Origin of the sequence: Frankia sp. AiPa1 (assembly GCF_023243075.1) — a bacterium.
Taxonomy (GTDB): domain Bacteria; phylum Actinomycetota; class Actinomycetes; order Frankiales; family Frankiaceae; genus Frankia.
Genome location: NZ_JALKFZ020000166.1, coordinates 17,522 through 40,619, shown reverse-complemented (window position 1 = coordinate 40,619; position 23,098 = coordinate 17,522). Strand labels below are relative to the sequence as shown.

Genomic DNA, 23,098 nt, shown 5'->3' with positions numbered 1-23,098 from the left:
TGGATTCCCGCCGCGCTAGGGACGGACGGTCCCCGCTCACCGTTCTCCCGCGCCGCGAGAGTCCTCCGGCGCCGTGCGATCCGACCGCCCGCCGTGATCCGACGGCGCAGGATGATCCAGCGGTGTCACACTCGCGGCGATCACCCGCCAGCCGTCGCCGGTGCGGGCCCACACCTGGGTCTGGACGCTCTGGCCGGTCACCAGGCCACGCGGGTCGAGCCGTTCGTTCGTCGACACGGTGACGACGGTCTCCCCGGGGCTTCGGACCGTGTGCAGGGCCCGCAGCCGGCGCGGACCGGGCGTCGGCCGGGACGCCCGGTAGGCCGCGAGTGCCGCCGGGCCGATGACGGCTCCGGCCGGGTCGACCCGGACCACGTCGTCGGTGGCCGTGAACATCTCTCGCTGGATGTCGACGTCGCCGGCCATGAGCGCACGTTCGTACCGGACGAACGCCTCCCCCAGCCCCGAATCCTGGCCACGGAGCTCCGCCGGCACGTCGGGGTCGGGGGCGCGATCAAGGCCGACGGCGACGGCCGGGACCGCAGCGGCGGGAGCGGCGATGGCGGGAGCGGCGGGAGCGGGAGGGGCGGGATCGGGGGTGGCGGGATCGGGAGGGGTCGCAATGGAGGCAGAGCCAACGGGATGGGCGACGGCGGATGCCGCGGCGGGGACGGGCGGGCGCAGGATGCTGAAGTCGGCGAAGTCGTGGCGCTGGACGGGGCGACGCAGCAGATCGGTGCCGGGCCGCCCACGGACGCGTCCCGCGACGACCTGCTCGAAGGCGTCGGCGGCGCGGCGCAGGAAGTCCGGCCCTACCCGGTAGCGCAGGGTGTGCGCCGGGTAGATCTCACGCACCGCGCCGTCCACACGGTGGTGCAGTGCGCGCAGGGTGGCGGCGTACATCTCGATCGCGGCATCCGGCTGATGGACCCAGAAGTCGCCGGTGATGAGGGTGTCGCCAGCGAACAACAGCCCGGCGCGTTCGTCCAGCAGGCACAGCGAGTCCGGGGAGTGGCCGGGGGTGTGCAGCACCGTCAGCTCACGGCCGCCGAGGTCGAGGCGCTGTCCGTCGCGCAGCGGGCCGGGCGCCGGCCCCGCGGGCACCGTCCAGGCGTCGGCAGCCGGTGGCACCGGGCGCGGAGTCGTCTCGGCGGTGAACTGGTGAAAGAACCGTCCGTCGTCGTCGCGGAGCCGAACATAGGCGGCGTACTGCTCGCGGGCCACACGCAGATAGGCGGCCAGGCGCTCGGCTGGCACCGCCTCGGTCAGCGCCCGGGCGGCGTCGGGATGCGCGGCGACGTCGTCGAACAGCCAGTTTCCCCCACGGTGATCGTCGTGACCGTGCGAGTTGACCGCGAGGATCGGCCGGTCGGTCAGGGTGCGCGCGGCGGCGTGGATGTCGGCGAGGCCCAGCCCCGTGTCGACGAGCACCGCGCGCTCGTCACCTTCGACCAGGAAACAGTTGACGTGCCCCGGCTCGGCGACGAGCCAGGTGCGGGCGGCAAGTGGATGCAGCGCGAACCAGTCCGCAGCCGCCAGCGGCGGCCGGACAGCGGCCGTCACGGTGCGCTCTCGGACGACGATGACGCAGGCGGCGGTGGGGGAAGTCCGGGCGGGAGATCGGCGAGTACGGCGCGGTCCTCGCTGTCGGTGATGGCGAGCGGGCCGCGGCGCACGAGTGCGGCGAACCCGTCGTCTGGGCACATGAGGGTGAGGGCGTACATCCGGCCGCGGCCGGTGTTGCGGATGCGGTGCAGCGAGGTCGGTGGCAGCACGAGCGTCGCCCCGGCGGCGACGGGAACCTCCGCGCCGTCGCAGACGGCCACGCCCGTCCCCCGCAGGAACACGAACAGTTCGGTGGAGACCGGATGGCTGTTGGACGGCTGCGCGCCGCCGGCGTCCCAGGCCTCGAGCAGCACCGTGACCGGCGAGATCTCCGGACCGGCGAGCACCGCGAGACGGACGGTGTCACCGGCGCTGATGTGACGCATCTCCAGCGCGTCCGGCGGGATCAGGATCGGTGCGATGGCCATCTCTCACCTCCCGCCGGTAGGAGCGTCGACACCGGTGACGGCGCATGCGGGGGCGGCGCATGCGGGGGCGGCGCATGCGGGGGCGGCGCATGCGGGGGCGGCGGTGGCTGACCCCGTTTCGGTATCGGTTGCGAGCGCGTCGACGAGGGAGCCTGACCGGGCGACGAAGCCGAAGCACTGGGCGACGTTGTAGACGGTCGCGTCATGGCAGAACGCCGGGGAGGTCGTCGCCGCGCAGTCCTCGAGCAGCACGACGTCGTAGCCGAGGCAGGCCGCATCCGACAGGGTCGCGAGGACGCACTGGTCGGAGTTCACCCCGGCGAACAGCAGGGTGGTCACCGCGAGGTTGCGTAGCACCGCATCCAGCGGGGTGTCGAAGAAGCCGCTCATCCGGTACTTGTCGATTCGCAGGTCGTCCGCGGGCGGCGCCAGCTCGCCGACGATCGCCGCTGACCAGCTGCCCGCCTGCAGGGTGGGACTGCCACCAGGGCGCGCCGGCGCGCCGAGGCCACCACCGCGCCCATCAGGGTCGTACACATGCCGAACGCCGGGGGGCACGTTGGCCAGGTCCGGCCGGTTCCCCCAGTTCAGCCAGACGACCGGCACCCCGGCCGCGCGCAACGCGGGCAGGATCCGGCACAGCGGCTCGATGGGCCGTCGGGCCGGACTGATGTCCACCCCGAGGGACGCGAGCCAGCCCTCGGGGTGGCAGAAGTCGTTCTGCATGTCGACGACGACGACCGCGCTGCGCGCGAGGTCGAGGGTGAGCCGCTGCGGACGCGCGTCGACCGTTACCGGGTGTGACGTGACGAGGCTGCGACGCAGGTCGACGTGCCCGGCCGACACCCCCCACGAGTTCCGGGTAGCACCAAGGCGGATGTCGGCCACACGAACATGCTGCGACCAGCGGTTTACCCCCGGATTGCCGCACCGTTGCGTCACGATGGCGCCGCCGTCCCGCGGTTCGTTCCTCACGATCCGGCGGCGGGGCGCTGGGGACGACGTGGTTACACCGCTGACATGCGGGTGTGGCAGCGTCGCGGCCCGTGTATCTGCAGCTCAGCGATGTTCTGCGCACCGCGGCGATTCTGCACGGCGGGGTCGGCGTACCGGCCGACGCGCCCTATCTCCCGGCGCGGGCGGACGAGGTCGGCTGGGGTCTGCTGCCGAACGCGGCGAGCCGGCCGATGCTGCGGGTGCCCTCCGGTGCGGCCGTACGGTTCGACACGATCAGCCACGAGGGGCTACTCGTCGACCAGGGCAGTGACCCTCGGGGGTTCTTCGGGACGGCGGGCGTCGCCGGCGACCGGATCCTCGACGACGTGCTGGCCCTGCTCGACTCCGGACGTCGCCACCAGCCCGACGTCGCCGGCCCACACGTCGTCACCGGGCCGGTGGCCGTCACCGGCGCGCGGCCCGGGGACGTGCTGGAGGTCGAGATTCTGGAGCTGACCCGCCGGGCGCCCTACGGTGTGATCAGCAACCGGCACGGCCGGGGCGCGCTGCCCGGCGAGATGCCGATCGCCCCGCCGGGCCTCCCCCCCGGGGCGCCGGTCCCGTCGGTGTGCCTGGTCGCGCACACCGACGGCGATCGGGGGGTGCTTCCCGTCGGCGACGGCCGGGCGGTCCGTTTCCCCCTGCGCCCGTTCCTCGGGATCATGGGAGTGGCCGTGGCGGGCGAGACGCCGGTCCACTCGGTGCCACCCGGACCGCACGGCGGCAATCTCGACATCCGCCACCTGGGCCTCGGCGCCCGCCTCTACCTGCCCGTCCAGGTGCCCGACGCACTGTTCTACGTCGGCGACCCACACTTCGCCCAGGGCGACGGAGAGGTGGCGCTCACCGCCTTCGAGGCACCGCTGCGGGCCCTGGTCCGCCTGACCGTGCACGCCGACGAGGGCGCCCGCCGGCTGGCCCGCACACTCAGCGCCCCCTGGGCGGACACGGCCCCCTCCACGGGCATAGCCCCATCGGCGGGTGCAGCCCCATCGATGGCTGTAGCCCCATCGACGGGTGTAGCCCCATCGACGGGTGTAGCCCCATCGGGGGGTACGGCTCTCTCCATGGGCACGTCTCCCCGCGCGGGCGGGGACGCGCTGCACATCGTCGCGGGCCTCGACCCGGACCTCGGCGCGGCGATGCGGGCCGCGACGCGCAACGCCGTTGCGTTTCTCGGCGAACGGTACGGCCTTCCGCCGCAGGTGGCGCTCGCCTACCTGTCCGCCGCCGGCGACTTCGCCGTCAGCCAGATCGTCGACCAGGTCGTCGGCGTCCACTGCTGCATCCGCCAGACCGACCTGGCTGACCTGGCCGGACCAGACGGTGACCCGTCCCGACAGCATGGCCCGACCGGACGGCCTGGCCGACGTTAACGGCATGGCCCGACCGGACGGCCTGGCCGACATTGACGGCGTGGCCCGACCAGACGGCCTAAGCCCGACCGGACGATCTGGCCTCAACGGACGGCCTGGGCCGACCGGGCCATCTCGCCCCGCGGGGAGCGACAGTCCCTCACGGCGGTCGTGGGGCCAGAGCCGGGGGTTCCGCGGAACCGCTCGCCCACAGGGATCGCCCTCGCTCGCGTCTGGTGAGCGGATACGCTCTGGGGTACGAGTGACGTCGTCGACGCTGGCGCGCGGATCGGACCCGCCAGGGGCCCGGTCTGACCTTCGGCGCGGGTGGCGCTGATGGCCGGTGCGAGCGTCGAAGGGTGGGCCCGGTGGCGATGACCGACCGGCAGGTCGAGGTGCCGCTGCTCAGGCTGCTGGTCGGGCAGGCGCTGCGACGGCGGCGACTCGCCCAACAGCGCACACTGCGTGACGTCTCGGATGCCGCACGTGTATCGATGCCATACCTGTCCGAGGTCGAGCGGGGCCGCAAGGAGGCGTCCTCGGAGGTTCTCGCGGCGATCTGCCGGGCGCTGGGCATCCGGCTCGCCGACCTGCTTGACGAGGTCCGCGAGGAGCTGGCCCGGGTGGAGCCGCAGGTCACTCCGTCCGTCGTGGCCAACGGTGCGTCCTCGTCCCCGGTGGCGCTCACCGGCCCGACGATCACCGCTGCCGCCAATGCCGCTGCGGCCGGCCGAGAGCGTGTTCTCGCGCCTCGCGCGTCGGTCGGCTTCCTCGGCCAGCCCCGTTCGCGCCCCACCGCCGAGATCGGCACCGTCGGTGATGTTGTCGTCCCCGTGGGCATGGGGCTCACCGGTGTGGCGGGCACCGCGGTCGGGCCCTCAGGGCGAATGATCGGGATGATCCGGCGTCTCACCGACGCCGACGACCACGAGGCGGTTGATCACACAGTGTCCGGCGGCCTGTTCGGCGGCGGACGGGTCGTGATCGCCGCGGGTGTCCCGAGCCGGCGTCGGCGCGGATCGCGGGCCTGGGCCCTCAGCACGACCCGGGCGCGGCGAGGATCGATGCGCGCCGCGCGGCACCACCGGGCCACTGCCTGTCCGTGACACCGGCCCCGCCGGTCAGGCGGTATGGAATGCCGGAATATCTGCCGCGGACCCAGCCATATCGGTGGAAGTGACGTCACACCACCGATAGGCTCACCATGATTGTTGTCACCACGATGTCAGTTCAGCCGGACGGCCATGATCCAGCCAGACGGCCCGATTCCTGCTGCTGACTTTTCCTGTCGTCATCTCCTCGTGGATGGGACGCAGCATGGATGTGCGACGTGGCTCGAACAAGCCGAATACCCATGATCTACAGGTCACGCCCTGGCGGAGATTCGGGCAGGACCGGCTCTATGTGAATCTTCCCGATGGCCGCAGTGCCGCCTGGTTCGATCGGCGGACCAGCGAACTCGCCCTCCTCATCGACGTGGAACGGGAAAAGGTGCTGGCCGCCCTCGCGCCGTACCTGCCCGATCTGAAAGTGCCGCAACCCCGGGTGAGCGCGGAAGGCCTGCCGCCTCAGGATGCGGTCCCGGCCGACGGGGGCGGCGATCTGGCGGCCAATCCACCCGGTGCGGCCCTGGCGGCCAAGCTCGCGGAGCTGCGCCCCGGTTTCTGGCGGGGACTCGTCCGGCGTCTGCTGCGCCGCGGCCGGCCCGAGACCGAAAGCTGGCGAAAGGGCCTGGCCGGCGAGCGGATGGTGGCCGCGGAGCTCGACTGGCTGACCACCGCCGGGTGGCGCGTGCTGCACTCGATTCCACTGTCCGACACCACCGACATTGATCATCTGCTGATCGGGCCCGGCGGCGTTTTCAGTGTGAACACCAAATATCACCAGGGCAGCCGGATATGGGTGGGCGACGAGGCCGCCACCGTCAACGGCCGGCCATATCCACATGTCCGCAAATCCCGGGCCGAGGCGCAGCGGGCCTCCCGGATTCTCACCCGGGCCTGCGGATTCGAGGTGGCCGTCGCCGGCGTACTCGCCTTTGTCGAGGCGGACACACTCAAGGTCACGCCAAGCCTGCGGGACGTCTACGCGAACCATCACACCCAGCTCGCCGACGCCTTCGCCCACGCCACCGGTGTCTGGTCCCCGGACCGCGTCGAGCGGATCTACACCGCGGCCCGCGACCGCCGCACCTGGCTACCCGCCTGAGGGAGCGGCGCACAGGGCCCGATCGGACTACACCCCGGCGAGCAGGCGCGCACGCACCTGGGCGGCCTGATCCATGGCCCGACCGCGCCAGGCGACCACGTGGTCGGGGCGCAGCAGGAGGCATTCCGCCGCGGCGAGGAAGTCGGCACCGGACCCGATCGGGTGATCGCCCTGGGGAGCGTCGAGGACAGCCCAGTCCGGCCCGGCGAGATCCAGGGTGGAGCGGGTGCGGGCGGCGTCGAGCCAGCGGTGCGGGACGCGGGTGCCGACCCGTCCGGTCGGGGCGAAGCGGTCGGTGGGCTCCACACTGCCGTCCGGGACGAACGCCCCGGAGGGGTACTGGAAGCCGCCCGCCGCGAGCACCAACGGGTGGGCGAGCGTCGGGTCGGGTGCGCCCCGCGTGAGGAAGGTGCGCCCGCGGCGGGTGGACTGGTCGGCGGCGAACCAGCCGGCGGGGCGCCGCTCGGCGCCGTAGCTGTCGAGAAGGGCGGGGCCCGCCTCGCCCCGCAGCGCGGCGGTGGCCGCCGCGGTCGCCCTCGCCGACGGGCGGGCCACCGGCGAGATCACCATGCGGGAACTCGCCACCCGTCTCGAGGTCCGCAGCCCCATGGCGCTGTACCGCCACGTCGGCAACAAGGACGGGCTCGCCGACCTGATGGCGGACCACGTCTACGGACTGATCACGGTCACCCGCGGTGAGGGGTGGCGCCCGGCGCTGCGAAGCCTCGGCCTTTCGGGCTGGGCTGCCATCCAGGCGCATCCCTGGTTCGCCCGGCTCGCGTTCAGCCGGCCGCCCTGGGGTCCGCACGCGCTCGACGTCCACGAGGCGGTCCTCGCCGAACTCGACCCCCTGCGCCTGCCCGCCGCCACCCGGATGGGATTCGTCTCCACCGTTCTCGGCCACGTCTTCGGCTCGGGTCTCGCCCTGCTGGAGGAGCACACGATGCGCGCCCGCATCGGCGTGCGCACCGACGCGGAGCTCGCCGCGTTGGCCGCCCCCTGGCTGGACCGCGTCACGGCGTCCGGCCGCCATCCGCACTTCGCCCGCCTGGCCACCGATCCCACCCGCCACGACGAGGCCCCGCAGAGCTTCGAGGCGATCCTCGACTGGCTCCTCGACGGCCTGGCCACCCTCGCCGACGCCGGTTCCGACGCGCCCTGACGAGACGGGCCGTGGCTGCCCGTCGGCGGAGGCCGACGTCCGGCGGGCGCCCCGGCGCCGGACGCGAGGCGGGACTGGGCGGGCGGGTCAGGCGTGGGCGTCGAGCGCGGCCACGGTGTGGTAGCCGAGCTCCTTACGGGAGATGTGCTCGCCGGCGCGCACCGGGGTGTAGTCGGGACGCCCGGAGGTCGGCGGCAGGGCCGGGACGATCAGCGCGTCGGGGTTGGGCTGCTGGAAGTAGGCGATCGAGTAGCGCCCACCGGCCGCCGACCCGGCCGAGTCCGCCACCCGGTGCGGGGTGGCCGGCAGCAGGCCGCCCGTCCAGCGTTCCAGCATGTCACCCACGTTGATGACCAGGGAGCCGGGCAGGAACGGCACCTGCCACCAGTGGCCGTCGGCGAACGCCTCGAGCCCGCCCGGCTCGCTCGGCCGGTAGAGCAGGGTCAACGCGCCGTGGTCGGTGTGCGGGCGGTTGCGCGGCGTCTCGGTGCCCGCGGGCCCGTCGGTACGCGGCGGATAGTGGTTGACGGCGAGGTTGTTGAAGTGTCGGTCGAAGTGGCCGGCGAACCAGTCGCGTGGCAGGCCGACGCCGAGGGCCACCAGCTCCAGCAGCGCCTCACCGAGCGCGGTCATCGCCCGGTAGTACTCCTCCCACACGGCCCGCAGCGCCGCCGGGCGCGCCGGCCACAGGTTCGGCCAGCGCCACAGCCGGGCCTCGACGCTGCCCGCCGGATAGTCGCCGACCGGCTCCAGCTGGTTGATCAGCAGCGACTCCATCTGGTTCGGCGCCCGTGCGGGCCCGGAGTCGTCGGGCACCGGCTCGTACCCGCGGATCACCTCGGGCGCCGGGAAGCCGACCGCCATCTTCTCCGCGAGGGGCAGGGCGAAGAACTCCGCAGACACCGCGCAGATCCGGTCGAACAGGTCCCGTGGGACACCATGTCCCGTGATGACCGCGAACCCGGTGCTCCGAAAGGACGCGACAAGCCGCTCGGCGACCGCGGCGGCATCGGCATCGGCGTCGGCATCGGCGTCGGCGGCCATGGCAGCGCGGGCGGCATCGGTACCGCGGGCGTGAGTGTGGGTGGCGCCCGGTTCGTCACCGCGGGTCGCGCCGGCCGTGCGCCGGATGGCCGGGCCGACGTCGACCACGGTCACGGTCGCCATCCCGGCACTCGCGTCCGCGCCCGTCGCATGCCCGGCCAGGTACAGGGCGGACGGCGCCGGTAGCCCGTCCACCTTCGGCTCGTCGCCGGGCACCGCTTCGAGGCTCATCGTCTATCCTCCGTGCTCATCGGCTACGGGGCTCAGCGGGTATGGAGCTCATCGGGCATGGAGCTCAACAGCCGTGGGGTTCATCGGGCGCGGACCGGTGGCGACGACGCGTGCCATGCCGCCGCCGGTCCGCGCCCGCCGCGTCAGGACCCGGAGATGCCGATCTTGCTGAAGTCGACGTCGAAGGCGCCGATGTTGTGTGCCTGCGGGATCCCCGTGATCCACTTCTGGGCGACGATCCAGTCGTTGTTGTTCGACAGGTGCAGGTAGCAGCCGTTGCGGCTGTACTCCTGCGCGGCCTGGACGTACAGGCTGGTGTCGCCGGTGGCGACGGCCCGGTTGAGGGTCGCGTTCACCGACGGCAGCTCGCACTGCAGGAAGTCGATCCCACCCTCGTTGTCCCAGAACACGTGTCCCCACATGTATGGGTCGCCGCCGTCGGGGCCGTTGGACGCGTCGATGAACGTGTCAGGGCCCTTGGTGGGGTCCTGCGACCAGGTGAACACCTGGTCGGTGGTGTAGCCCTGGACCGTGGCGTCCAGTCCGTCGGCGCGCAGGTTCGCGGCGATGATGTTGGCCATCTTCTGACCGTTGGGCTGGTTGGTCTGGAAGCCGATGGTGAGGCTCTTCACCGTCGCCGTCTTCGCGTAGGCACGCATCACCGAGGGGTCGTAGGTGATGGGCTGTTTGTCCGCGCCACCGGGGATCATGCCCCGGCCGTAGACGGTGGTCGCGGGGGAGGCGAACGTGTCCCCGAGGACCTGGGAGACCAGCTGCTTCTGGTTGATCGACCGCAGGTACGCCATCCGCGCGGCCTGGGTCGCGAAGAAGGGCCGGTTCGGGTTGGTGGTGATCTGGGAGTCGGCGAACACCGGGAGGAAGTAGTTGGCCGCCCGGTTCTCATACCGCGGGATCGCCGAGGACGGCAGCGCGTTGACCAGCAGGCGGCCCGGATGCCGCAGTGGGCGTAGGCGGACAACACCGCGTCGATGATCTCCGGATCGGGCGCGGGCAACAGGAACGCGTCGTCCTGGACCGAGGTCGTCCCGGTCCGCAGCATCTCCAGGGCGCCGAGCATCGTGCGCAGATAGGCCTCGCGCGGGCTGGGCCGGGGCGTGTCCGCCGGGGTCTCGAACAGCATGAACAGCTCGAGCGGCAGGCTTGGCAGATCGCCCTTGAGATGGTTGGCGGGCGAGTGGAAATGGGCGTTGACCAGCCCGGGGATCACCAGGTGATGGCCGCCCCCTTCGATCACCCGATCGCGGCCGTGGCGGTCGCGGGCACCGCGGTCGCCAAAGGCACCGCGGTCGTCGACGGCACCGCGGTCGCCGCGGTCGCCGATGGAGGCGTCGCGATCACCGATGGACACGATGCGGTTGCCGTCGACCAGGAGGTCGGTGGGCCCGGTGAGACGGCCAGGCGCACCGGCATCGTAAACGAGGACATCGCGGAACAGGGTGGTGCTCACGCGCTCACCGGCCAGGGCTGCTCCGGGGCGCGGTACGTACCGGCTCGGGAGGTCGACAGGCCCTGGGCGAGCAGGCCCTCGACCATGGTGACGGCCGCGGCGACCCCGTCGACGACCGGGACGTCCAGGCTCGCGGCCAGCGGTCCGACCAGGTCAGCGAGGCCAGCGCAGCCCAGCACGAGCGCCTCCGCGCCCTCGCCGTCGATCGCGGCTCGCGCCTGTGCGCGCACCGCGTCGAGCAGGTGCCGCGAGCCGTCGTGCACCGAGGCGACGGGCTCGTCGATGGCCCACACGCTCGCCCTGTGGGCGAGACCGGTGCGCCGCAGCGCCCGATGCGACTGTTCGCGGGTCCGTGGCGGCAGGGTGACGATCGTGAAGCGGCTGGCGAGCATGGCTGCGGTGACGAGCGCCGCCTCGGTCATGCCGAGGACCGGGCCGCGGGCGATCTCCCGGGCCGCGTCCACCCCGGTGTCGCCGAAGCAGGCCACCACATACCCGTCGACCGGCCACCCGCCCGCGCCCCCCGCCTCCGCCGCGCGGACCTGTTCGGCGACGGCGAGGGCGCCCCACACCTCGTCGGTGTTGCTCTCCACCGACGCCACCCCGCGCGACGCCGTCGAGGCGACCAGCCGGGTCGAGGCCGCGGCGGCCCGCCGCGCGCCGGTCACGACGGTGTCCGTCATCGACATGGTGGTGTTCGGATTGACGATCATGATCGTCCGTGGTCGCGCGCTCACCGCGCCACCCTCCCCACCACGCCCGGCGCGGCGTCGGCGCTGGCCGACCTCATCCCTCTCGTCACGCCGCAAACGGTATACAACCTGCTGTTTCGTCCGGGCTAAATACTTGCTACTTTCGCAGGTCAGAGCATATAAGCTCGATTAGGATCAAGGAAATAGTATTCCGTATTGGCGGCAAGCCTCAGGTGGGAGCATGGCCCATCCGGCCCACGCGCCGCAGCGCGGGCGGTCCGGCAGTCCGCGCGACCCCGCGCGTCACCGAAGAAGGCAGGAGTAGTCCAGTGGCCACGCCGACCACGTCCGCATCTGAGCCGCAGGAGCGTGGCGCCTCACTGTCACACCGGATCTACGACCAGATCCGCGAGGGCATCATCCGCGGCCACTACCCGCAGGGCAGCCGTCTCGCCGAGCAGCGCCTGGCCCAAGAGCTGGACGTCTCCCGTGTGCCGCTGCGGGAAGCCGTGCCCCTGCTGGCGGTCGACGGCTTCGTGCGCACCCTGCCGCGCCGCGGCGCCGTGGTCACGACCTGGACGATCGACATGGCGCACGAACTGTTCGACCTGCGGCTGTGCATGGAGGTCGGGGCCGCCCGCTTCGCCGCCCGCCAGGTCGGCCTGGGCACCTCGGTGGCACCGCTGCGCGTCATCCTGGACCGCTCCCGCGACGGCGTCTCGACCGGCGACGCCTACCGCATCGCGACGGACAGCACCGAGTTCCACGAGGCCGTCGTCGCCCTGACCGGCAACTCCCTCATGCGCTCGGCGATGCGCTCCGTCACCGGACGGATGATGTGGCTGTTCTACCTGACCAGTGACCTCAACGCCGACGACGCCCTCGACGGCCACGCCGAGCTGCTGCGCGCCATCGAGTCCGGCAACGAGCGGGTGGCCGAGAGCGTCGCCTACGCGCACATCGAACGGGACCGTGACGAGTCCATGCGGGTCCTCGCCGCGGGCCCCGGCCTCTCCCTCCCTCACCCTGCACCCCCCACCATCACGTGACGAGGGTGGCGACCGCCTTCACCGTCGTGGCCATCACGAGGGCTGCTCGCCGTCGACGGTGAGGACGGCGCCGGCGGCGGTGCCCTGGCTGGGCAGCCGGCGGGTATCACCGGCCAGCAGGTCCCGGATCTCGGTGAGCAGCCGGGTCTCGTCGCTGATCGCGGGCTCGGCCTCGGGCTTCGGGTGGCCGCGGCGGCGCAGTTCGTTCGCCTTGGCGATCGGCAGGACGACGATGAAGTAGACGGTCGCCGCGATGATCAGAAATGTGACCAGGGCATTGAGGAAAAGGCCGATGCGCATCGGGCAGGAACTGGGGGTGCCCGTGATGGTGCTGCGACTGCTCGACGTCGAGGGCGCAGACTGCGCAGACGGCGCCCGGGATGGACATGTGACCTACCACGTCCAAGCGTCCCGGCCACCATCCGACCGGCAGCTGGCACCGGCGCCGATCGACCACCACACGCGGATCAAGCCCGCTGCCCGACGAGCCGAATGGGCCACCCCAGCGGGCCTGCGGGAGGCGATGAGCTGGGCCGACACCGCACTGCGCACCGCGGGCCGGCCCGCGAGCGGACCGGTGCAGCAGGTCAAGACCTGGAACCTCGCCGGGGTGTTCCGGATCCCGACCACGCACGGGCCGGTCTGGCTGAAGACCACACCGCCGTTCGCCGCCTGCGAGGCAGACGTGATCGGCGCGTTCGCGCAGGTCGACCCGCGGCTTGTCCCCGCCGTCCTGGCGGCTGACCCCGCGGGTGGACGGGTACTGCTTGAGCACGTGCCCGGCACAGACTGCTGGGACGCCTCGGCGGCTACCATCCGCGACGCGGTGAGCCGGCTGGTCACGGCACAGGCCGCGCTCGCCCAGCGGCCGGGAACGGTCCCCGACGGCCTACGGGACCGGACACCACTCGCCCTAATCGACCAGGTCAACTGGCTACTCGACGGTGACGCGGCAGACGAGCTCACCGCCGACGAACTCACCGCCGCCCACGACCTGGCCCAGCGCCTGCCCGAACTGGTCGCTGAACTGGACGCCTGCGGCCTGCCACACACACTGGTCCACGGCGACTTCCATCCCGGAAACTGGCGATCCGACGGACAGCGCACCGTCCTGGTCGACTTCTCCGACAGCCACTTCGGCCATCCCGTCCTGGACGGACTGCGACCCCGCGAGTTCCTGTCCGAGCACCAATGGGCGCACGCGACCGATGTCTGGGCTGCCACCTGGTCAGCCTGCCAACCCGGCTGTGACCCCGCCCGCGCACTGGCCATCGCCGCGCCCCTGGGCCACCTCGCCAACGCCGTCATATACCAGGAGTTCCTCGACAACATCGAACCCAGCGAACGCCGCTACCACGCCGGCGACCCCGCCCGGACCATCCGCGCCGCCCTGCACAGCACCACGATCATCGAAACCTCTCGCGAGAGCGCCCCGAGCACCAACAGACCCCACCTGCTACCAGCGTCTGCCGACTGAAAGATCGACCAACGTCTCGGCGTCCATACCAGCGCATCCCAAGATTTCAGTGCCCAGCTCACGGCGCTGACCAACTGAAATCTTCGGCCGCGGTTGACACCAGCCAGGCCGGGCCGGATGAGCCGGGTGGTCGGTTCGACGGCCTCCGGGCCTCGGTTGACGAACCTCCTGAAGCCGAACACAGGCGCTCCTCGGCGTTGCGACGGGACGTTTCTGGCGGGGCCAGGCCCCGCGGGGGCGCCGTGATCCGCGCCGAGTCCGGTTCTGCCCGCGAAAGGAGGATTCAACCTGCCGAAGGGGATCGCGCGTGACGGGGAATGCCGCTGGCAGCGGGTCAGGGCTGGGGGCGAAGCGGAAAGTCAGACGCGCCCAGGCCGGGTGCTCGCGTCGGCCCGGCCTCCCCCGCTCCGCCCGGCGCTCCCCACTACTGCTTGACGAGGGTGGCCACCGAGAGGTGCGGCCAGTCGATGCCGAGGAAGTTCAGCACGACGGTCTGGGTGTACTGCAACTGGAGGAACGTGTCGCCGTCCGGCTGCTGGACGGTCTCGATCCAGAAGATCGAGTCGAGGCGGGTGGCGTTGGCGTTGGGAATGTTGAACGGGATGTTCACCAGCCCGCCGATCTGCGTCGCCGACCCCCGCGCGGCGGCGGTGGACACCGGCAGGACGACCGTCTGGGTGATCGTCTGCTTGGAGATCGCGTCGGTCAGTGCGAGGTTCAGGTCCTTGACGTAGGCCCGCTTGAACCCGCGCGGCAGGCGCGGATGCGCGAACGGCTTCAGGTAGACCTCGCCCAGCGGCGTGCCGGTGTCGGGATTGTTCGTGGGCGTCGAGTCCGCCGGATTGATCCTCGGGCCGCCTGGGACGGTCAGCGGTTCACCGAGGGCCAGCACGGAGGTGCCATGCGGAATCGAGCCCTGGCGGACCACGGTCGCGGGGCCGGGCGGGACCACGGTGGGCGGCACGTTCAGCCAGAATCCCGGCTCGACGTGCAGCGCCTCGTTCGTGGTCGCGTCGGCGACACGTTGCAGGTAACGCAGGCCGAAGATGTCGATGTCCTGTTGACCGTTCGAACCGCGGTTCGGTACCGCGCCGCCGATGGGACTGAACTCGAGAATCTCCACCGTGGAGTTCAGTTTGAGCCGGAACGGCCGCGGCCCGGTGCTCGGTGGTCGGGAGTCGAAGTCCGGCAGTGAGATCAGGTTGAATCCGGTTCCGATCCAGATACCGGCGAGGTCCTCCAACGGGCCGAGTGTCTGTGCCACTTTCGACAGTGGCAGACCGGGACGGCTGTTGATCACCGCTGGAGCGTCGGAGGGAGGGGGTAGCACAGGAGTCTCGGTCACCGAAATGTCCTTCCGGGAGCGTCGGGCTTGCGCGGTGTGGCGTCGCGCCGGACGGCGGCCCTCCGCGATTGCGGCCGCAACAATTCACCCTGCGCCCCGTACAACACCCACCGTGATGTGACACCCGAATACTAAGCACCGAGCGACAACGTGTGGACTGTCAGAAACCAGACGCTGCCGCCGGCCAACCTTTCCGCGTCCCATCCCAGACGCAGGTCGCGGTCAGCCGAGCACGAGGGCCAAGAACGGCACACCCCACGTCAGACGACGGGAATCGCCGGCGGCGGACCGAGCGGAGCGCCGGCACGGGCACCCACGATGCCGGCGATCGCCCGCTGGCCGTTCGCGAGCGGGTGACCGCGAAGATTTCCACCGGTGAGGCCGAGGTCATATACCCAGGGATCCCGGGTGCACAGTTCGTGGCCGTCCAGGGCGTCCGCCACCGAGACATAGGTCGCCCCGCCGGTGGTAGCGGCGGCCCTCAGCCGCCCGTCAAGATAGTCCTGCACCTGATTGAGGTGTGTGAGCTCGATCGGCGCCAGCCACCCGCACCCTGTGGTGTTCCCGATGAGCCGGGGGAAGAGCCGCGGATAGCCGACCACGACGACACGGGCCCGCGGCGCCGCCCTCTCAATCGCGGGAATCACTTCCTTCTGTACGCGGAGCACCACTTGGTCGATCCTGCTTTCCTCCTTCTCCGGCTGCGGTAGGCAGAGCCATAGGAAGCAAGTCTCCAGAATGGAGCTGAAACCGAGGTCGTTTCCGCCCACCGTCACGGTCACCACGCCCACCGGCGTCTTTCCGTTGATCTCCGCGAGGCGCGACACCTGCGAGGTGGAGTCCTCGCCATCCGGATGCTGACCACGAGAAAGGAGATCATCGATCGTGGCACCGGAGCAGGCCAGATGGCCGCCGGCGGCGATCCGGCCCAGGCCGTCGACGCTGAGCAGGCGCGGCCAGGCCGCCGCGCTGCGATGGCAGTCGTCCTGCCTGGAATCGGTGCCCTCATCGAAGGGCGGGTTTCCCTCCCCCGACGAATAGGAATCTCCGAGGGCCACATATGTGCTGGCGGCACGCGTCCGCGCTGTCCGCGCGGCGACATTCCCCCGCCCGGACAGGGCGGGATGGCCGTGGCCCGATATCGCCCGGTCCCGGTTGCCGGGCGGCGCCGCGGGCGCGACGGTCGCCGCAGTCGTGGACAGGCCGACCAGCCCCAGCGCCACGACCAGCATGACGGCCGTGACCGGCCCGCGGCGGCGCGATCGGCCAGGCCGTCGCGTCTGCGCAGTTCTCACGTTATCCCCCGAACGTGGCGGCCGGACCTCTTATCCGTTCCGTCACGCGACCCAGATCAGCAGCGTATTCATCGACTTTCGCCGGAGAGTTCCTCCGGCCGCACGCGGGGCCAGGAACGCCCCCAGGAATCGGAGTGGAAATCCTGTGTGAGCGTGGCCCCGGAGGCCATCTTTTCTCTCCGCCGACGTGGAGCTCAAGGGATCGGTACTGTGACCTGGCTCAGGTACCCCCGAGCTCCGCCCGAAGGGGTGTCGTCGTTCGGGTCAGCGTGTTCGAGGTCGCGGAGGCGCCATGCGGATCGCCCTGTTCGTCACGTGTCTCGTCGACACGTTGTTTCCCCAGGTGGGCAGGGCTACGGTGACGCTGCTCGAACGACTCGGACACGAGGTGACCTTCCCCGCGAGGCAGACGTGCTGCGGCCAGATGCACGTCAACACCGGCTACCAGCGCGAGGCGCTCGCACTGGTGCGCAACCACGTCGCGGCGTTCGAGGACGCGGGGGTGGACGTCATCGTCGCGCCGTCCGGATCGTGCGTCGGGTCGGTGCGCCACCAGCAGGCGATGGTGGCGCGGGCGGCCGGTGACGAGAGGCTGGCCCTGCGGGCCGAGGCGGTCGCGGCCCGGACCCACGAGCTGTCCGAGCTTCTGGTCGACGTGCTCGGCGTCGAGGATGTCGGCGCCTACTACCCGCACCGGGTGACCTACCATCCGACCTGCCACTCCCTGCGGATGCTGGGTGTGGGCGACCGGCCGGAGCGGCTGCTGCGGCGGGTCGGCGGGATCACCCTGCTGGAGCTGCCGAACGCCGCCGAGTGCTGCGGGTTCGGGGGGACGTTCGCGCTGAAGAACACCGAGACGTCCACGGCGATGCTCGCCGACAAGATGCGCGATGTGCTGACCACGGGGGCGGAGGTCGCGACCGCCGGGGACAGCTCCTGCCTGATGCACATCGGCGGCGGCCTGTCCCGGTTGCGCGCGGGCACCCGCACCGTGCATCTCGCCGAGATCCTGGCCAGCACGGAAGGGGCGAGCGTGTGAGTCGCGATACCGGAACCCCGGACACCGGGACGCCGATGGCGGCCGGCTCCCGCGCAACGTTCCTCGGCGTTCCGCGCATCCTCGGCCTCGCGGGCAGAGACGGCGGGCGTGGCGGTGCGGACGGGGGAGGCGGGCCGGGCGGGGCTCGCGCGGGACGGCCGGCGCCGGCGGGCTCGGGGTTCCTGTCCGGTGACCGGCCGTTTCCCGACGCCGCCCGCGAGGCCCTCGGCGACACGCAGCTGCGGCGCAACCTCGCCCACGCCACCGGCACGATCCGCGCCAAGCGCGCGCGGGTCGTCGCCGAGCTCGACGACTGGGAGGAGCTGCGGACCGCCGGCGAGGCCGTCAAGCGCGCCACGCTCGCCCGGCTCGACGAGCATCTCGTCCGGCTGGAGGAGGAGGTCACCGCCCGTGGTGGCCAGGTGCACTGGGCGCGGGACGCGGCCGAGGCGAACAGCATCGTCACCGAGCTGGTGCGTGCCACCGGGCAGCGGGAGGTCGTCAAGGTCAAGTCTATGGCCACCCAGGAGATCGGCCTCAACGAGGCGCTGGCGGCGGCCGGGCTCACGGTGCACGAGACCGACCTCGCCGAGCTCATCGTCCAGCTCGGGCACGACCGGCCCAGTCACATCGTCGCCCCGGCGCTGCACCGCAACCGGGGGGAGATCCGGGAGATCTTCCTGCGCGAGATCCCCGGCGTCGACCCGCGGCTGCGCGCCGAGCCACGGGATCTCGCGGACACCGCCCGCGCCCATCTGCGCCAGACGTTCCTGCGGGCGAAGGTCGCCGTGTCCGGGGCGAACGCCGCCGTCGCCGAGACCGGGACACTGTGCGTCGTCGAGTCCGAGGGCAACGGGCGGATGTGCCTGACCCTGCCGGAGACCCTCATCACCGTGATGGGCATCGAGAAGGTGGTCCCCACCTGGCGGGACCTGGAGATCTACCTGCAGCTGCTGCCCCGCTCGGCGACCGGCGAGCGGATGAACCCGTACACGTCCACCTGGGCGGGTGTCACCCCTGGTGACGGTCCGCGGAACGTCCACCTGGTTCTGCTCGACAACGGCCGCACCGCCACCCTCGCCGATCCCGTCGGCCGGGACGCGCTGCACTGCATCAAGTGCGGGGCGTGCCTGAACATCTGCCCGGTGTACCAGCGGGTCGGCGGGCACGCGTACGGGTCGGTCTACCCCGGGCCGATCGGGGCGATCCTGTCGCCGCAGCTCACCGGGGTGGAGCGCAACGCCTCCCTGCCGTATGCCTCCAGCCTGTGCGGGGCGTGCGCCGAGGTGTGCCCGGTGCGCATCGACATCCCGTCGATTCTCGTCCGGCTGCGCGCCGAACACGTCGAGGAACGGTCCCGCGCCCGAGTGCCCTCCGCCGAGGCTCTCGCGATGGCCGCCGGGGCGTGGGTGATGTCCGACGCTGGCCGCTTCGCCGCCGCCGGACGCGCCGGTCGCCTCGGCCGGGCGCTGGGCCGCCGCCGTGGGCGCGTCTCCACCCTGCCCCCGCCCCTGTCCGCGTGGACGGCCAGCCGGGACGCGCCCCGCCCGCCCGAGGAGACCTTCCGCGACTGGTGGTCCCGCACCCGCGCCCCCCGCGACGGCCAGGCGCGGCACAACCCGACGGCACCCGACGACCCGACGGGGCGCGAAGGCCCCACGGCGCCCGACGACCGGAGGGCACGGAGGGCACGGAGGGCACGACACGATCAGGAGACCCGGTGAGCGCCCGCGAGGAGATCCTCCGCCGGGTCAGGGCCGCGAACGCCGCGGCCGGGCAGCCCGCGCCGCCGCGGGTTCCACGCGACTACCGGATCGGCGGCGACCATCCCGCTGGGCATCCCGAGCTGGTGCGCAGGCTGTCGGCACGGCTCGGCGACTACCGGGCCGGGGTCGTGCCGACGGCCGGCCCGTCCGCGCCGGAGGTGGGGGCGGCGGTGCGGGCGGCGCTGACGCTGGCAGGCGTCGGCGCCGCCGACCCTGTGCTGGTCCCGCCGGGTCTGCCGGACGGGTGGTGCCCGCAGGGCATCGTCGACGATGCCTTCGCCGCGTCCGTCCTCGGCGGCTTCGCCGCCGTCGTCACCGGCTGCGCGGCGGCCTGCGCCGAGACCGGAACCCTGGCCTTGGACGGCTCCCCCGGCCAGGGCCGGCGCGCACTGACCCTGGTGCCCGACCGGCACGTGTGTGTCGTGCGCGCCGAGCAGGTTGTCGCGACCGTCCCCGAGCTCCTCGCCCGCCTCGACCCGGGCCGCCCGCTCACCCTGGTCAGCGGCCCGTCGGCCACCAGCGACATCGAGCTGCACCGCGTCGAGGGCGTCCACGGCCCCCGCACCCTCGTCGTCGTCCTCGTCGCCCCGCCTCCACCGGCATTCCCACCGGCGAGGGAACCCAGACCGGGCGTCGAGAAGCGGCACCAGACGTAGCCAGATGGCCAGCGGGACATCTCGCGGGCTCGCCCCTCCTCGGGATCGGGCGGACCGTCAGGTCTCGCAGGCGATGCCGTCCCCGTCCCGGTCCAGGCCGGCGCGGTAACCGGGCTGGCCGGAATGCAGGGGAGCCACGCCGGCCGCACGCGCGGCGGTGCAGTTGGCGTAGTAGGCGGAGGACGTCCCGCCCTGTGCGGGCGGCGCGCTGTTCGCCGGCGGCGGCGGATCAGCCAGGAGAGGTGCGGACGCCGGCTGACTGGTCACGGTCCGTAGCGGGACCTGGGTAGTCGGCGGGGCGTGTACGGCGGGCGGAGCCTGAGCGGCGGGCACGGTCTGGGGCGCGGCCTGGACGGCGACCTTGGCCGCGGGCGGAGCGAAGGACGCGACAGCGGTCGCGGGCGCCGTGGCCGCCGGGCTGGCCGTCGCCGCCGCTTCTCCCTCTTTGACCACGTTCAGCGTGACCGTCGTGCCCTTCGGAACAGTCGACCCGGCGGTCGGTTCCTGCTGGATGACGTGCCAGTTCCCGTCAACGATCTGCATGCGCCCGCGTCCCGTGCCGTCGACGGACTTCACGACGACGTCAGTTCCGAGCCGGGTTTTTGCCTCGTCGAGGTGAAGACCGAGCACGTCGGGAATCCGAATCTGACCGGAGTCCACAGCACTGCCGACCGCCGAGTCGTCAGAAGCCGGGCCGCAACCGGCGACCAGGCCGGTCACAAGCATGAGAACCCCGAAAACGACCGCCGCCGTGCGGCGCGGCACAATTCTGCCGTTCACACATCCCCCCGATGTCAGACGACAGAGGCTACCGTGCCCGCCAGCGCGGCCGAAAGGCCGAGTCCGTCACGCGGACACCAGTGCCGAGCGCGCGGCGAATGGTGGAAGCGTCTTTTAGACAGCCGCGCGGCCGCCATCCACGGACAGAAGAGCGCCGTGAATGTTCGCCGCGTTGTCGCCGGCCAGGAACACGACGGTGTGCGCGACCTCCTCCGGGGTGCTCGCGCGGCGGGACGGGACGGCGGCGACGATCGGGGCGATGCGGTCCGCCAGGGTCGACGCGACCCGGTCAGTAAGGGTGGGGCCGGGCGCGACCGTGTTGACCCGCACGCCGAACGGGCCGTACTCGGCGGCCCAGGACCTGGTCAGTGAGTGGATGGCGGCCTTGGTCGCGCTGTAGAGGGCCGAGCCGTCCATCCCGACCAGGCCATTGATAGAACCCAGATTGATGATTGATCCATGGCCACGGGCGGCCATCGACGGGGCGAGCCGGCCGGTGAGCAGGAACGTGGACCGCACGTTGACCGCCAGCGCCTGATCGATCAGGTCCGCGGAGACCTCGGCCGTCGGCGTCGGGGATACCAGCATCGCGGCGTTGTTCACCACGATGTCCACCGCTCCGCCGACGATGCGCAGCGCCTCGTGGGCGAGGTGGTCGACGGCCGCGGGATCCGCGAGGTCGGCCTGGACGAAGGTCGCCACCCCGCCCCGCTCGGCGATCTCGGCGACCGCCTTCTCCCCACGGGCGACGTCGCGTCCGGTCACGATGACCGCCGCGCCCTCGGCGGCGAGCGCGCGGGCGACGGCGGCGCCGATGCCATCGGTCGATCCGGTCACCAGCGCGGCGCGCCCGCGCAGATCTGTGTTCACGGTGCTTCTCCCGGTGTGTCGTGCCGTTCTGGCGCGCGGGTCCCCGGCGGTGACGCTGGCGGTCGCGCGGGCCATGCCTTGACGCCGGGCTTGTGCGCAGGTGCCACACTGGAGAAGAAAAAATGGACTGGCAAGTCCATTCCTGACTGTCAGGTGTACGCCATGCCCAGGTCTGAGCCCGGGCTCCGGCGGGGCCACGGCTCCGGCAGTTCGTGACGTTGGCAGTCGATGGCACCGGAAGGCGGGGGCGACCGCGCGCTCGGAGGGAGTCGGGATGGCCACACTGACCGCCAAGGGGGCGGCGACGCGGGCGCGGATCATCGAGGGCGCGTCGGCGACGATCCGGGAGCTCGGCGTCACGGCGACGACGCTCGACGACATCCGGGAACGCACCCGGACCAGCAAGAGCCAGCTGTTCCACTACTTCCCCGGCGGACGCGACGAGCTGCTGCTCGCCGTCGCCCGCTTCGAGGCCGCGCGGGTGCTCACCGATCAGCAGCCCCACCTTGGCGCTCTGACCGACTGGGACGCCTGGTCGGCGTGGCGCGACGCCGTCGTCGAACGCTACCGCCGCCAGGGCACCCGCTGCCCGCTGCACACCCTGACCTCGCAGCTCGGCGGCACCTCGCCCGGGGCCCAGGCCGTCGTCACCGAGCTGCTGCGGCACTGGCAGGCCGAGATCGCCACGGGCGTGCGCCATCTGCGTGACACCGGGCGGATCAGCCCCGGTCTCGACCCGGACACCGTGGCCGCGGCGCTGCTCGCCGGCATCCAGGGCGGGGTGCACATCCAGATGGCCACCGGCAGCACCGCACACCTCGAGGCCGCCCTCGACACCGCGCTCGCCCACCTGCGGGCCAGCGCCCCCGACCTCGCCCGGGACACGGCGAGATCGGGGGCACTGGCGGCCCGCGACGGATGATCCCGGCTCAGGCCGCAGCGGGTCCCGGGCGGGACGCGGAGCGCTTGCGGTTGGGCAGGACCTCGTCGATCAGGCCGTAGGCCGCCGCCTCCTCGGCGCTGAAGATCTTGTCGCGTTCGGTGTCGAGGCGGATCTCCGTCTCGCTCCGGCCGGTGTGGCGAGCCAACAGGGTCTCCTGCAGGGCGCGGACCCGCAGGATCTCGCGAGCCTGGATCTCCAGGTCACTGGACTGGCCCTCGCCCTGCGCGGAAGGCTGGTGGATGAGGATCCGGCTGTGCGCGAGCGCCAGGCGCTTGCCAGGCGTGCCGGCGGCGAGCAGCACAGCCGCGGCCGACGCCGCCTGCCCCATGCAGATCGTGGCGATGTCGGGCCGGACGAACTGCATCGTGTCGTAGATCGCCGTCAGCGACGTGAACGACCCACCGGGTGAGTTGATGTAGATCGAGATGTCGCGGTCGGGATCCTCGGACTCGAGGTACAGCAGCTGCGCCATCACGTCGTTCGCCGACACGTCGTCGATCTGCACGCCGAGGAAGACGATCCGCTCCTTGAGCAGCTTGGAGTACGGGTCCATCGCGTACTCACCGCGTGTGGTCCGCTCGACGATGTTCGGCAACACCTGCCGCGCGGACGGCACCCGGTACCCGGCGGACGTCATGCCCCCGGCAGGCGGCACGGCCAAGGCAGGGGGGGTGGGCGGGGTGGGCGGG

At 72.0% G+C, this 23,098-nt stretch carries 23 protein-coding genes and 1 pseudogene; 10 read left to right on the top strand and 14 right to left on the bottom strand.

Annotated elements, in window-relative coordinates:
* Positions 1-36: 36 nt before the first annotated feature.
* Genes MXD95_RS19630 through MXD95_RS19620 form a run of 3 tightly spaced genes read right to left on the bottom strand, consistent with a single transcriptional unit; the run spans position 37 to position 2,921 of the window.
* Positions 37-1,563 (bottom strand): AtzH-like domain-containing protein, encoded by a 1,527-nt coding sequence (locus MXD95_RS19630; protein ID WP_250642127.1) that lies wholly within the window; start codon positions 1,561-1,563, stop codon positions 37-39.
* On the bottom strand, positions 1,560-2,033 hold the full coding sequence (locus MXD95_RS19625; protein ID WP_250642126.1) for a cupin domain-containing protein: 474 nt from the start codon (positions 2,031-2,033) through the stop codon (positions 1,560-1,562). Before MXD95_RS19625 ends, MXD95_RS19630 begins: the two co-directional genes overlap by 4 nt.
* 3 nt (positions 2,034-2,036) lie before the next feature.
* The gene (locus MXD95_RS19620) at positions 2,037-2,921 is read right to left on the bottom strand and encodes a cysteine hydrolase family protein (protein ID WP_250642125.1); all 885 of its coding nucleotides are present in this window, start codon (positions 2,919-2,921) and stop codon (positions 2,037-2,039) included.
* A 158-nt stretch (positions 2,922-3,079) separates the two neighbouring features.
* Here MXD95_RS19620 and MXD95_RS19615 point away from each other — a divergent pair, with 158 nt between their 5' ends.
* The 3 genes from MXD95_RS19615 to MXD95_RS19605 all read left to right on the top strand — a co-directional run bounded on the left by MXD95_RS19615 (position 3,080) and on the right by MXD95_RS19605 (position 6,592).
* Positions 3,080-4,405 carry an acetamidase/formamidase family protein gene (locus MXD95_RS19615; protein WP_250642124.1) on the top strand — a complete coding sequence of 442 codons (1,326 nt, stop codon included), beginning with the start codon at positions 3,080-3,082 and terminating at the stop codon, positions 4,403-4,405.
* A gap of 353 nt (positions 4,406-4,758) precedes the next feature.
* Positions 4,759-5,490: a helix-turn-helix domain-containing protein gene (locus MXD95_RS29375; RefSeq protein WP_250642140.1), complete on the top strand. Its 732-nt coding sequence runs from the start codon at positions 4,759-4,761 to the stop codon at positions 5,488-5,490.
* A 211-nt stretch (positions 5,491-5,701) separates the two neighbouring features.
* On the top strand, positions 5,702-6,592 hold the full coding sequence (locus MXD95_RS19605) for a nuclease-related domain-containing protein (protein WP_250642123.1): 891 nt from the start codon (positions 5,702-5,704) through the stop codon (positions 6,590-6,592).
* A 27-nt stretch (positions 6,593-6,619) separates the two neighbouring features.
* Here the strand turns inward: MXD95_RS19605 and MXD95_RS19600 are convergent, their stop codons facing one another.
* Positions 6,620-7,162, bottom strand: coding sequence for an FAD-dependent monooxygenase (locus MXD95_RS19600; protein WP_250642122.1), 543 nt, complete (start codon positions 7,160-7,162; stop codon positions 6,620-6,622).
* Between MXD95_RS19600 and MXD95_RS19595 the strand changes: the two genes are divergently transcribed.
* Positions 7,161-7,754: a TetR/AcrR family transcriptional regulator C-terminal domain-containing protein gene (locus MXD95_RS19595; RefSeq protein ID WP_250642121.1), complete on the top strand. Its 594-nt coding sequence runs from the start codon at positions 7,161-7,163 to the stop codon at positions 7,752-7,754. The genes MXD95_RS19600 and MXD95_RS19595 overlap by 2 nt on opposite strands.
* 87 nt (positions 7,755-7,841) lie before the next feature.
* Here MXD95_RS19595 and MXD95_RS19590 read toward each other — a convergent pair whose 3' ends face one another.
* From MXD95_RS19590 to MXD95_RS19575, 4 genes and pseudogenes are all read right to left on the bottom strand, one after another.
* Positions 7,842-9,029: an isopenicillin N synthase family dioxygenase gene (locus MXD95_RS19590; protein WP_250642120.1), complete on the bottom strand. Its 1,188-nt coding sequence runs from the start codon at positions 9,027-9,029 to the stop codon at positions 7,842-7,844.
* A 143-nt stretch (positions 9,030-9,172) separates the two neighbouring features.
* Positions 9,173-9,901, bottom strand: a complete 729-nt coding sequence (locus MXD95_RS19585) for an ABC transporter substrate-binding protein (RefSeq protein WP_250642119.1) — start codon at positions 9,899-9,901, stop codon at positions 9,173-9,175.
* Positions 9,902-10,020: 119 nt separating this feature from the next.
* Positions 10,021-10,398 (bottom strand): annotated as a pseudogene (locus MXD95_RS29730) (amidohydrolase family protein); the annotation flags it as partial.
* A gap of 95 nt (positions 10,399-10,493) precedes the next feature.
* Positions 10,494-11,234, bottom strand: coding sequence for an aspartate/glutamate racemase family protein (locus MXD95_RS19575; RefSeq protein WP_250642118.1), 741 nt, complete (start codon positions 11,232-11,234; stop codon positions 10,494-10,496).
* 284 nt (positions 11,235-11,518) lie between these two features.
* On the opposite strand from MXD95_RS19575, the gene MXD95_RS19570 reads away from it, so the two are divergent.
* On the top strand, positions 11,519-12,238 hold the full coding sequence (locus MXD95_RS19570) for a GntR family transcriptional regulator (protein ID WP_250642117.1): 720 nt from the start codon (positions 11,519-11,521) through the stop codon (positions 12,236-12,238).
* 33 nt (positions 12,239-12,271) lie between these two features.
* Here the strand turns inward: MXD95_RS19570 and MXD95_RS19565 are convergent, their stop codons facing one another.
* A complete protein-coding gene (locus MXD95_RS19565; protein WP_250642116.1) occupies positions 12,272-12,538 on the bottom strand; it encodes a large conductance mechanosensitive channel protein MscL in 267 nt (88 codons plus the stop codon).
* Here MXD95_RS19565 and MXD95_RS19560 point away from each other — a divergent pair.
* Complete coding sequence (locus MXD95_RS19560; RefSeq protein WP_250642115.1) at positions 12,531-13,715, top strand: phosphotransferase family protein; 1,185 nt, start codon at positions 12,531-12,533, stop codon at positions 13,713-13,715. The two genes, MXD95_RS19565 and MXD95_RS19560, sit on opposite strands and share 8 nt — an antisense overlap.
* Positions 13,716-14,139: 424 nt before the next feature.
* Here the strand turns inward: MXD95_RS19560 and MXD95_RS19555 are convergent, their stop codons facing one another.
* Positions 14,140-15,060, bottom strand: coding sequence for a heme-binding protein (locus MXD95_RS19555; protein WP_250642114.1), 921 nt, complete (start codon positions 15,058-15,060; stop codon positions 14,140-14,142).
* A gap of 260 nt (positions 15,061-15,320) precedes the next feature.
* Positions 15,321-16,355, bottom strand: a complete 1,035-nt coding sequence (locus MXD95_RS19550) for an SGNH/GDSL hydrolase family protein (protein WP_250642113.1) — start codon at positions 16,353-16,355, stop codon at positions 15,321-15,323.
* 292 nt (positions 16,356-16,647) lie between these two features.
* Between MXD95_RS19550 and MXD95_RS19545 the strand changes: the two genes are divergently transcribed.
* From MXD95_RS19545 to MXD95_RS29005, 3 genes are read left to right on the top strand one after another with little or no spacing between them, the layout of a single operon-like run.
* On the top strand, positions 16,648-17,394 hold the full coding sequence (locus MXD95_RS19545; protein ID WP_250642112.1) for a (Fe-S)-binding protein: 747 nt from the start codon (positions 16,648-16,650) through the stop codon (positions 17,392-17,394).
* Positions 17,391-19,118, top strand: coding sequence for a LutB/LldF family L-lactate oxidation iron-sulfur protein (locus MXD95_RS19540; RefSeq protein WP_250642111.1), 1,728 nt, complete (start codon positions 17,391-17,393; stop codon positions 19,116-19,118). Before MXD95_RS19545 ends, MXD95_RS19540 begins: the two co-directional genes overlap by 4 nt.
* Positions 19,115-19,816, top strand: coding sequence for a LutC/YkgG family protein (locus MXD95_RS29005; RefSeq protein WP_250642110.1), 702 nt, complete (start codon positions 19,115-19,117; stop codon positions 19,814-19,816). Before MXD95_RS19540 ends, MXD95_RS29005 begins: the two co-directional genes overlap by 4 nt.
* Positions 19,817-19,873: 57 nt before the next feature.
* On the opposite strand, the gene MXD95_RS19530 is transcribed toward MXD95_RS29005, so the two are convergent.
* Both MXD95_RS19530 and MXD95_RS19525 read right to left on the bottom strand, forming a co-directional pair.
* Positions 19,874-20,596, bottom strand: a complete 723-nt coding sequence (locus tag MXD95_RS19530) for an excalibur calcium-binding domain-containing protein (RefSeq protein WP_250642109.1) — start codon at positions 20,594-20,596, stop codon at positions 19,874-19,876.
* A gap of 114 nt (positions 20,597-20,710) precedes the next feature.
* Positions 20,711-21,466, bottom strand: coding sequence for an SDR family NAD(P)-dependent oxidoreductase (locus tag MXD95_RS19525; RefSeq protein WP_250642108.1), 756 nt, complete (start codon positions 21,464-21,466; stop codon positions 20,711-20,713).
* 274 nt (positions 21,467-21,740) lie between these two features.
* On the opposite strand from MXD95_RS19525, the gene MXD95_RS19520 reads away from it, so the two are divergent.
* On the top strand, positions 21,741-22,388 hold the full coding sequence (locus tag MXD95_RS19520) for a TetR/AcrR family transcriptional regulator (RefSeq protein WP_250642107.1): 648 nt from the start codon (positions 21,741-21,743) through the stop codon (positions 22,386-22,388).
* A 7-nt stretch (positions 22,389-22,395) separates the two neighbouring features.
* Here MXD95_RS19520 and MXD95_RS19515 read toward each other — a convergent pair whose 3' ends face one another.
* On the bottom strand, positions 22,396-23,046 hold the full coding sequence (locus tag MXD95_RS19515; protein WP_250642139.1) for an ATP-dependent Clp protease proteolytic subunit: 651 nt from the start codon (positions 23,044-23,046) through the stop codon (positions 22,396-22,398).
* Positions 23,047-23,098: the final 52 nt, after the last annotated feature.

Excerpts from the sequence above, each read along its gene's own strand:
- MXD95_RS19600 (WP_250642122.1), bottom strand. The coding sequence starts at position 7,162 with ATGGTGATCTCGCCGGTGGCCCGCCCGTCGGCGAGGGCGACCGCGGCG.
- MXD95_RS19520 (WP_250642107.1), top strand. The coding sequence starts at position 21,741 with ATGGCCACACTGACCGCCAAGGGGGCGGCGACGCGGGCGCGGATCATC.
- MXD95_RS19595 (WP_250642121.1), top strand. The coding sequence starts at position 7,161 with ATGCGGGAACTCGCCACCCGTCTCGAGGTCCGCAGCCCCATGGCGCTG.
- MXD95_RS19545 (WP_250642112.1), top strand. The coding sequence starts at position 16,648 with ATGCGGATCGCCCTGTTCGTCACGTGTCTCGTCGACACGTTGTTTCCC.
- MXD95_RS19515 (WP_250642139.1), bottom strand. The coding sequence starts at position 23,046 with ATGACGTCCGCCGGGTACCGGGTGCCGTCCGCGCGGCAGGTGTTGCCG.
- MXD95_RS19605 (WP_250642123.1), top strand. The coding sequence starts at position 5,702 with ATGGATGTGCGACGTGGCTCGAACAAGCCGAATACCCATGATCTACAG.
- MXD95_RS19625 (WP_250642126.1), bottom strand. The coding sequence starts at position 2,033 with ATGGCCATCGCACCGATCCTGATCCCGCCGGACGCGCTGGAGATGCGT.
- MXD95_RS29375 (WP_250642140.1), top strand. The coding sequence starts at position 4,759 with ATGACCGACCGGCAGGTCGAGGTGCCGCTGCTCAGGCTGCTGGTCGGG.
- MXD95_RS19590 (WP_250642120.1), bottom strand. The coding sequence starts at position 9,029 with ATGAGCCTCGAAGCGGTGCCCGGCGACGAGCCGAAGGTGGACGGGCTA.
- MXD95_RS19565 (WP_250642116.1), bottom strand. The coding sequence starts at position 12,538 with ATGCGCATCGGCCTTTTCCTCAATGCCCTGGTCACATTTCTGATCATC.
- MXD95_RS19560 (WP_250642115.1), top strand. The coding sequence starts at position 12,531 with ATGCGCATCGGGCAGGAACTGGGGGTGCCCGTGATGGTGCTGCGACTG.